Source organism: Liquorilactobacillus vini DSM 20605 (genome assembly GCF_000255495.1).
GTDB classification, from domain to species: domain Bacteria; phylum Bacillota; class Bacilli; order Lactobacillales; family Lactobacillaceae; genus Liquorilactobacillus; species Liquorilactobacillus vini.
On sequence record NZ_AHYZ01000029.1, the window covers coordinates 1 to 9551 of the forward strand.

Genomic DNA, 9551 nt, shown 5'->3' on the forward strand with positions numbered 1-9551 from the left:
GAAGTGAATTGCAAAACGAAGACTCAAAAAAATGGTGGAAACAACGATGTCTTGATTGTTTGTTCAAGCGGGATAGGAACCTCATTTGCACTAAGACAGCAATTAATCCAAAGATATCCAATGATTAATTTTTCAAAACCTTTAAGTATTTTTCAGTTTAAAAATTATCCGTTAGCTGCAGTAAAATTAATCATAAGTACTACACATTTAGATAAGATTTCCAAACCAGTGCTAAATGTTTCTGGCCTTCCTGATCAATCTGAATGGATCAAAATTGATAAAGTCTTACAAAAATACAATATTATTAAAAAAAATAATGCTTTTAATATAGAAACTTTAATTGATATAATTAGTGAATATGCTAGAATAGAAAATTTCAAAGATTTAAAAAAAGCTTTAAATGCTTATTTTGAACAATTACATTCACGTAAAAACATTTTTAATAATGAAATCTCTTTATTAGATCTTCTTCGTCCTGAACAAATAACATTTGAAAACAAAAGAATAGATTGGCAAACAGCAATTAATAAAGCCATGCTACCTCTCGAAAATGCAAATCTAATAGAACATAAGTATACTTCAAAAATTATCTCGCTTACTCAAGAAAAAGGACCATATATGGTTTTAGGTAATGAAGTTATGTTAGCTCACAGCAATCCCAATGATGGCGTAAATAAACTAGGTATTAGTTTGTTTTATACAAAATATTCGGTAAAAGTTGATAACAAAGAGTTCCAATTAATAATTGGCTTAGCCCCTACTAATAAATTTAGCCATTTAAATGCTCTATCCGAATTAATTAAACTTATTCAAAAACAAGATTTTATGCAAGCTCTAAAGTTAGCAAAATCAAGTAACGATGTTTATCAAATAGTCTTAAATTTTATAAAAAAGAACGATCATTTAGAGTAAATTATTCAAAATTATATTTTGTACTCATTTCTGAGATAATTGATCTTCAATCTTCTTGTGATATAATGAGCATACATTTTGAAATTACTATTTTCAAATTTATAAATCAGTAATTCTGAACAACTATGGTATTATTATTTCATAAGAGAGAATGGAGGAATCACATAAATGACAGCAGATTACTCATCACCAAACTATTTAAAAAAAGTCGATGCTTTTTGGCGGGCAGCCAACTATATCTCTGTTGGTCAACTTTATCTAAAGGACAATCCTTTGCTAAAGCGACCATTAAAAGCTAGCGATTTAAAGGTCAAACCAATTGGTCACTGGGGCACAATCGCCGGGCAAAATTTTATTTATGCTCATTTAAATCGGGTGATCAACAAATATGATTTAAAGATGTTTTATATTGAGGGACCCGGCCATGGCGGTCAGGTGATGGTCTCGAATTCTTATCTCGACGGCAGCTATACGGAAATCTATCCTGAGATTACCCAAGACGAAACTGGAATGAAAAAATTATTCAAACGTTTCTCTTTCCCTGGCGGCGTTGCTTCTCATGCGGCACCCGAAACGCCTGGTTCAATCCATGAAGGCGGTGAATTAGGCTATTCAATTTCACATGCAACTGGCGCAATTTTCGATAATCCTGATTTGATTGCTGCAACTGTGATCGGTGATGGTGAAGCTGAAACCGGCCCCTTAGCAACTTCCTGGCAGTCAAATAAATTTATTAATCCGATTAATGATGGTGCTGTTTTGCCAATTTTGAATTTAAATGGTTTTAAAATTTCTAATCCAACAATCCTCTCACGGGAAAGTGATGAAACACTACGCAAATATTTTGCCGGACTTGGTTGGGAACCGCTCTTTGTTGAAGGTGATGACCCAGCCAAAATGCATCCCGCAATGGCCAAAGCAATGGATCAAGCGATTGAAAAAATCAAAGCCATTCAAAAACATGCTCGAGAAAACAATGATAGTCGCCTGCCAATTTGGCCAATGCTTATCTTTCGGGCTCCCAAAGGCTGGACTGGGCCTAAGTTCTGGGATGGCGAACCAGTTGAAAATTCCTTCCGTGCACATCAAATCCCAATCCCAGTCGACACTAACGATCTGGAGCACGCCGATGAATTAGTCAAATGGCTTAAAAGCTATCACCCAGAAGAATTATTCGATCAAAGCGGCCAGCTAAAGCCAGAAATTGCTGCTATCGCTCCGCAAGGCGAACAGCGAATGGCAGCCAATCCGCATACTAATCCGACAAAATTTGTCAAAAATCTGATTTTGCCAGATTTCCGTGCTTATGCTGTCGAAACAACCCAGCCTGGGAAAAATGAAGCCCAAGATATGACTGTCTTAGGTACTTACCTGCGTGATGTGATTAAACTGAATCAGTCGCAGCATAACTTTCGAATCTTCGGTCCCGATGAAACCATGTCCAATCGGCTCGCACCGATTTTTGAAGCTACTAAGCGCCAGTGGCTGGAAAAAATCCAAGAACCCAATGATGAATTTTTAGCACCTGCTGGACGCGTAATTGATTCGCAACTTTCAGAACATCAAGATGAAGGGTGGCTCGAAGGTTATATTTTAACTGGCCGTCACGGATTATTTGCTAGCTATGAAGCCTTTTTGCGCGTTGTTGATTCAATGATCACTCAGCATTTCAAATGGTTGCGCAAGGCAAAAGAGTTAGCTTGGCGCAGTGAAATTCCTTCACTGAATCTGATTTCTACTTCGACAGTTTTCCAACAAGATCATAATGGTTACACACATCAAGATCCAGGGATTTTAGGACACTTGGCCGATAAAAAGCCCGCGTTTATTCGGGAATATTTACCAGCTGATGCGAACAGCCTCTTAGCAGTCATGGCTAAGGTCTTAAACGACCGGGAAAAGATCAATCTGATTGTTTCATCTAAACATCCCCGCCCACAATTTTATTCAGTGGCTGAAGCTCAAGAATTGGTTGATCAGGGATTAAAAATCATTGAGTGGGCATCAACCGATGAAAATAGTGAACCTGACTTAGTGATGGCAGCTGCTGGAACTGAGCCTAACTTGGAAAGCTTGGCTGCAATTTCAATTTTGCATCAGGCGGATCCAACACTTAAAATTCGTTTCATCAATATCGTTGATTTATTAAAATTGCGGAGTCCTAAACTTGATCCGCGCGGCTTAAGCGATGAGCAATTTGATGCTTACTTCACCCAAGACAAGCCAATTATCTTTGCCTTTCATGGTTATGAAGGCTTGATTCGTGATTTATTCTTTGATCGGCATAATCATAATCTTCACTTGCATGGTTACCGGGAAAATGGGGATATTACCACTCCGTTTGATATGCGGGTCTTAAATCAAATGGATCGTTTTGATTTAGTTAAGTCAGCAGTCATTAGTTTGCCGCATGCTCAGCGTTACGGACAATTGTTAGCTAAAATGGATAATTTATTAGCGAAACACCGGCAATATATTCGCGATGAAGGTACTGATTTGCCAGAAGTTACTAACTGGCAGTGGCGATCATTAAAATAAAATTAAGGCTCGAATCCCACAACAATAACATTGTTATGGGATTTAGTTTTTGAAAATTAACTTTTTTTAACTTTCAGCTTGTATTTCAGCTTTGATTTCGGTAAAATAAGTTTATAAGCAATGACGAAAGACATGTTTCAAATTATCATTTACTTAGCGAGGTCAGATGCGGTGAAAGCTGATCGTTAATGAATTTGAGATACTCCTTTCAAGTGTGTTTTTAGTAGGAATTCCGAAACAAATGCCGGTAATGCCGTTATCAATAATGAAGTGTAATCAATTTTTAGATTAAAATTGGGTGGTACCACGCTATTTGCGCCCCTAGGTTTAATTACCTAGGGGCTTTTATTTTATCCAAAAAAGGAGCAGCTTTTATGAAAGACAAGCACAATTTAAATCGTGATCTATCATCACGTCAAATGCAAATGATTGCCCTGGGTGGCACGATTGGTGTCGGTTTGTTCATGGGATCAGCCTCAACGATCAAATGGACCGGGCCATCGGTTTTACTTGACTATGCTTTTGCAGGTTTAATTTTATACATCGTCATGCGAGCTTTAGGCGAAATGCTGTATTTAGATCCAGCGACTGGGTCATTCGCTAAGTTCGCCAGTGAATATATTCATCCCCTAGCTGGCTATTTGACTGCCTGGAGTAATGTTTTTCAATATCTGGTGGTTGGGATCAGTGAAGTGATTGCAGTTGGTCAATATTTAAATTATTGGTGGCCAAACTTGCCAGACTGGATTTCTGGAGCAGTAATCGTAATAACTTTGTGTATTGCTAACCTGGTTTCAGTTAAAGCTTATGGTGAACTTGAATTCTGGTTTGCTTTAATCAAGGTTTTAACGATCATTCTAATGTTAATTTTGGGTGCAATGGTCATTTTACTCGGCTTTGGCAACCATTGGCAGCCGATTGGTTTCAGTAATCTTTGGGTTAATGGCGGCTTTTTCACTGGCGGGTTCAAGGGCTTTTTATTTGCCCTATCAATTGTGATCGCCTCATATCAAGGAATTGAGATTGTTGGTATCACGGCTGGTGAAGCGAAAGATCCTCAACCAACGATCATTAAATCGATTAAATCGATCGTCGCACGAATCTTAATCTTCTACATTGGGGCAATTTTCGTCATTGTCACGATTTATCCTTGGAATAAGCTCGATCAAGTTGGCTCACCATTCGTTGAAACATTTTCCCGTGTTGGAATCACAGCCGCTGCCAGCATCATCAATTTTGTCTTAGTTACTGCGGCACTGTCTGGCTGCAACTCGGGAATCTTTAGCTCGAGCCGAATGCTTTATACTCTAGGCTTAAAACGCGAAGTCAGTGCAAAATATACTAAGCTCTCTGGCCGCGGAGTTCCAGTTTTAGCCGTTTTGACGATCTCAATTGGAATTTTTATTGGGATGGTTTTAAATGCCATTTTGCCACATCTAGTTAAGGGCAGCAGCAATGTTTTTGTTTTAGTTTATAGTTCAAGTGTCCTCCCAGGAATGATCCCGTGGTTTGTAATTCTAATCAGCCATTTAAAATTCAGAAAACAAAATCAGGCAAAGCTTAAAGCTCATCCCTTCAAGTTAGCCTGGTCACCATTCTCAAATTATTTAGCTTTGTTTGGTCTGTTGCTGACGCTGGTCTTCATGTTTATCAACCCTGAAACCCGCGCTTCAGTCATTGTCGGGTGCATTTTTTTAGCAATCATGTCAACGGTTTTCTTTATTACCCGGCCCGATCAGACTAAGAAAAGTTAATTAAAAAGCTTTTGCAATTTTCACCTAAAATCGGTATGCTAAATGTATCATTAAACCTCAGGCATGAAAGGATAGCTAAATTATGACTACTTTGTATATCGTCCGCCATGGTCAAAGTCAAGCCAATGCAGCCGGAATTCTCCAGGGCAGTCAGGTTGACACACCGCTGACAATTAAAGGACAGCAACAAGCGCAACTAGTTGGTCAGCAGCTGGCTGCTAGGAAGATTTCATTTGATTTAGTGGTTGCTAGTCCTCTATTACGAGCAGCTCAGACAGCCGCTATTATCGCACCGCGAACAACGACCATTTTTGATTGGCGGTTAAAAGAATTCGATTATGGCAATTGGGATGGTCAGCTAGAAAAAGACATTTGGCAAAAATTCCCCGCATATTTTGATGAACAGCATAATTTGCTGCCTGGTGCCGCTCATATTAATCACGGTGAAACTTTTAGTCAGGTCACGGCGCGTTTGCGACAATTATTTACGCAACTGGCAACCGACTTTCCGCAAGCCAATCTCTTGCTTGCCAGTCACGGATTCACCATTAAATTAATGCTCAATGCAATTTTAGCGATTAAAAATTTATCCAGTTTAAATGAACCTTCCAATGCCGGAATTACTAAAATCGAATTAACCTCCCAGACGGCAACGCTCTATTACTTTAATCAAAGTTTAACCGCTGAATTATAAAATCATAAAGACCAGTTAGTTAACTAACTGGTCTTTATTTTGAAAAAATTTATTTAAACTCGCGGGCAATCTGACGGACAGAAACTCCTTGCCGCTTGGCTTCTTGAATTACCAGCTTGATTTGGTAATCGCTAAAGACGCGGTCATTAACCCCTTCTTTTTCTAAATCTTGACGAGCCGTTTTGACTTGAGCAGCTGTGATTTTTTTCAAATCAGCTGAATTTAGACTACTGCTATTGGCTGAACTATCGACTCCTGGCAAGAAGCTATCATCGGCTTGTTTGGAGCTTTGGCTGTCATCGCTCACATTGTAGCCAAGTTTGCGCAATATCCGATCATTGTAGGTCTTCAATTGCTTAGCCTGTTTATAAATATCCCGATAATAGACTTGCTGAATATTGCCATAACCTAAGATAACAGCTAATTTAGTATTTGAGGCTGTATATTCATAATTAGTTGATAAAATCTTGGCTTTTTGATAGGTTTTCTTAAATAACGGCAATTCCTGTAAAACTTCTTTCAATTCGGCCTGCTTGCTGGAAGCCCGACTAACTAAAACCTGCAAGCCATTTTGCTGAGCAGCAGTTTTTTGGAAATAGGTTCGGGCTGATCGATAATTTTGCTGATCAATTGCTGCTAGGCCGTTGCGATATAACTCTAACTGATTCAAATAATTCTTAGCTTCTGCTCCATTTTTTTTCTTCTTTAAAGCATTTTCCAAATCAATTTGAGCAGTATGATAGTGTCCATAATTAATAGCAACTACGGCTTGTTTCAGTGAGTCATCATAATATTTTTGATTTTCAACATGTTTAGTAAAACCATACCCAATAAAAATCACCGCAACGATCAAAGTCACGATAAACCAAGTTCTTTTTCTCATGGCTTACTCCTTTTTACTTACTAATTAATTGTATTATAGCATCAATTGCCAAATTAAAATTAGATTATAATTTTACATATTATTTGACCAATCCGTCACTTAAAAGTTACACTGAAAATCAATAAATTTAATTAGGAGGTTCAGATGAATACTGCTTTTCTGACTGAAATTATTAATCAGTACGGCTATTTAGGAATTGCTTTATTATTAGCAGTCGAGAATATTTTCCCGCCAATTCCCTCAGAAATTGTCTTAGCATTCACCGGGTTTGCGACCTTAAATACTTCCTTGCAAGTTGTTCCGAGTATTATTTTTGCTACACTGGGAGCTTTGATTGGTGCGCTCGTCCTTTACTTTTTAGGTAAAATTATTTCAGCTGAACGACTTGAAAAAATTCTAGCTGGCAAAGCTGGAAAATTTTTGCATTTAAAACCTGAAGCCATTGAAAAGTCTGCTAATTTCTTTTATCGTCACGGTGGGCCAGCAGTCTTTTTTGGACGCTGTGTTCCAGTAATCCGCAGCTTGATTTCAATTCCTGCTGGCATGACTAACTATCCTTTGGGCAAGTTCCTAGCCTTAACAACGCTGGGAACTTTGATTTGGAATACAGCTTTAATCTGGCTGGGAAGATTAGCTGGCCACGCCTGGCCGCATTTTGTCAGCATATTTGAAACATATGGCCGCCTAATCTTATCACTAATGATTGTGGTAATGCTTATTTATTTTTGGCTTCGAAAAAAACGGCAACCAAAAATCAAGTAATTTGTTTTAGTTAATAAAAAGCTATCCGCTAATGTTTGACCGCTGCTGTCAATTACTTAGTGGATAGCTGCTATTTATTTTGCGTAGATATAGTCTCGAGTTGTCGGCAAGTTTTTGCCACTTGGTCCCTTAGAAATTAAAAATTGAATGCAGTCAATATTACCAGATTGGAAAGAAGCTGCACAGGCTTGCAGATAAAGATCCCACATTCGAGTAAACTTCTCACCCATTTTGGCTTGAATTTTTTGCCGATGCTGATTAAAGTTACTGTCCCAAATTTCCAAAGTGTGCTGATAATGACGTCGTAAGGTCTCAAGATCAAAGACCTGCATACCAGCTTCAATGATCTGCTGTAAGTTTTCATTCAGTCCCGGAATATAACCGCCAGGGAAAATATACTGATTGATCCAACCGTTATAAGCACCGCCTTGCTGCCGAGTAATTCCATGAATCAAGGCACAGCCATCATTGCGGAGATACTTAGCAATTGTTTTAAAGTAGGTTCCCAAGTTTTCTTTACCAACATGTTCAAACATGCCAACACTAGTAATATAATCAAATGGTTCAGCTTTCAAATCGCGATAATCTTCCAGATACACACGGGCATGATCTTCTAAACCTGCTGCTTTAATTTTTTCTTGCACGAACTTATATTGTTCTTCACTTAAAGTAATACCGCTAACATCTAATTGATATTCCTTAGCGGCTACTAGCATCAAAGTTCCCCAGCCGCAGCCAATGTCCAATAACCGTTTACCAGGTTCAGGATGCAGCTTTTTAATGATATGATGAACTTTATTTAGCTGAGCTTGCTCCAAAGTATCAGTAGGCTGATCAAAATAAGCACAGGAATAGGTCATTGTTGAATCGAGCCACAACTTATAAAAATCATTTCCTAAATCATAATGTTTTTGAACATCATATTTACTATGCCGTTCAGAATGCGACTGCTTAGGCATGAATTTTTTTAACTTGCTGTCATAAAAAAAACTATTTGCTGATTCATAGGCGGCTTCGATCAGTTTTTGAATTGAGCCTTCAATTTCAATTCGGCCATCCATATATGCTTCGCCTAACGCAATCGAAGCATTCTGCATCACATTTTTGACCGGAATTGCTTCTTTGAAAGTGATGGTTATCTCTGGCTTACCTTGACCGTAGACCTTCGTTTCTCCATCCCAAAAGTTGATTTTAACCGGTATATTAAACGACTTGCTTAATAATGTTTTATAGAAAACTTTGTCGATCATATTTTTCCGCCTGTCCTTCCATTTAAACATAAAAGTATTCTAACACTTTTCCATTAAATTGTCTGAAAATTCATTCTGCAAACTTGAGCGCTAATAAAAAAGCCTACTGACTGCAGACTTTTTAAACAGCTAATGTTATCACACGGTAAACGCCATAGTTAATAAAGCTACAGCTGCTAATCCGAGCACTACTGAAAGTCCCATTGAACGTGTCCGGTAAGCAACACCAATCACAATCACTGCAGCTAAGATCTTAGCTGTATTACGCAAACCAACAAACGCATAACCAGCATTAGTATCAATAAAAACGTCTTTGACAACTAGTGCTGTAAATAAGGATACTGGAACATACTTCATCCATTCGTTAAACCACAACGGTATTTTGCGCGTTGAAAATACTCGTAAAGGAATCAAACGCGGACCTAAGGCAACTAGCATTGACAAAATTATTAAAATCAAATGTTCTGTAGTCTGCTCTGTCATAATTAACTATCCCCTGATTTACTAATGACTTTCCGACTCGCCTTGGGCTTAATTTTACGCAACCAAAACCCCCGCTGTTTTCCATGTTTCACCAAATAATCTTCTAACATAAAACCAGCGAGTGAAGCGATAACGGTCGAAACGACCAGCCCCATGGTACTCTTTAGTAAAACCATGAAAAACGCTGCTAAACAACCAGCAAAAACACTGATAAAAATCGTTAATCGATTTCCAAGCTGCATCACGATCATATAGAGGAACAAGGACGTCAATGC

8 protein-coding genes and 1 pseudogene are annotated in these 9551 nt (G+C 38.3%); 5 read left to right on the top strand and 4 right to left on the bottom strand.

Annotated features, from left to right (window positions below; all coding sequences use genetic code 11):
- The 4 genes from ON15_RS01305 to ON15_RS01320 form a co-directional block, all read left to right on the top strand.
- Nucleotides 1-912: PTS sugar transporter subunit IIA (locus tag ON15_RS01305; RefSeq protein ID WP_010579665.1), on the top strand; the 912-nt coding region annotated here is incomplete at its 5' end.
- A gap of 168 nt (nt 913-1080) precedes the next feature.
- Nucleotides 1081-3450, top strand: coding sequence for a phosphoketolase family protein (locus ON15_RS01310; protein ID WP_010579666.1), 2370 nt, complete (start codon nt 1081-1083; stop codon nt 3448-3450).
- A 374-nt stretch (nt 3451-3824) separates the two neighbouring features.
- The gene (locus ON15_RS01315) at nt 3825-5204 is read left to right on the top strand and encodes an amino acid permease (protein WP_010579667.1); all 1380 of its coding nucleotides are present in this window, start codon (nt 3825-3827) and stop codon (nt 5202-5204) included.
- 82 nt (nt 5205-5286) lie between these two features.
- Complete coding sequence (locus ON15_RS01320; protein ID WP_010579668.1) at nt 5287-5898, top strand: histidine phosphatase family protein; 612 nt, start codon at nt 5287-5289, stop codon at nt 5896-5898.
- 49 nt (nt 5899-5947) lie between these two features.
- On the opposite strand, the gene ON15_RS01325 is transcribed toward ON15_RS01320, so the two are convergent.
- A complete protein-coding gene (locus ON15_RS01325; RefSeq protein WP_010579669.1) occupies nt 5948-6781 on the bottom strand; it encodes a hypothetical protein in 834 nt (277 codons plus the stop codon).
- Nucleotides 6782-6925: 144 nt separating this feature from the next.
- Here ON15_RS01325 and ON15_RS01330 point away from each other — a divergent pair, with 144 nt between their 5' ends.
- The gene (locus ON15_RS01330) at nt 6926-7543 is read left to right on the top strand and encodes a DedA family protein (protein ID WP_010579670.1); all 618 of its coding nucleotides are present in this window, start codon (nt 6926-6928) and stop codon (nt 7541-7543) included.
- Between the two features lie 74 nt (nt 7544-7617).
- Here ON15_RS01330 and ON15_RS01335 read toward each other — a convergent pair whose 3' ends face one another.
- The 3 genes and pseudogenes from ON15_RS01335 to ON15_RS01345 form a co-directional block, all read right to left on the bottom strand.
- Complete coding sequence (locus ON15_RS01335; RefSeq protein WP_010579671.1) at nt 7618-8793, bottom strand: SAM-dependent methyltransferase; 1176 nt, start codon at nt 8791-8793, stop codon at nt 7618-7620.
- A gap of 138 nt (nt 8794-8931) precedes the next feature.
- Nucleotides 8932-9276, bottom strand: coding sequence for an AzlD domain-containing protein (locus ON15_RS01340; RefSeq protein WP_010579672.1), 345 nt, complete (start codon nt 9274-9276; stop codon nt 8932-8934).
- A 2-nt stretch (nt 9277-9278) separates the two neighbouring features.
- A pseudogene (locus ON15_RS01345) lies at nt 9279-9551 on the bottom strand (AzlC family ABC transporter permease); the annotation flags it as partial.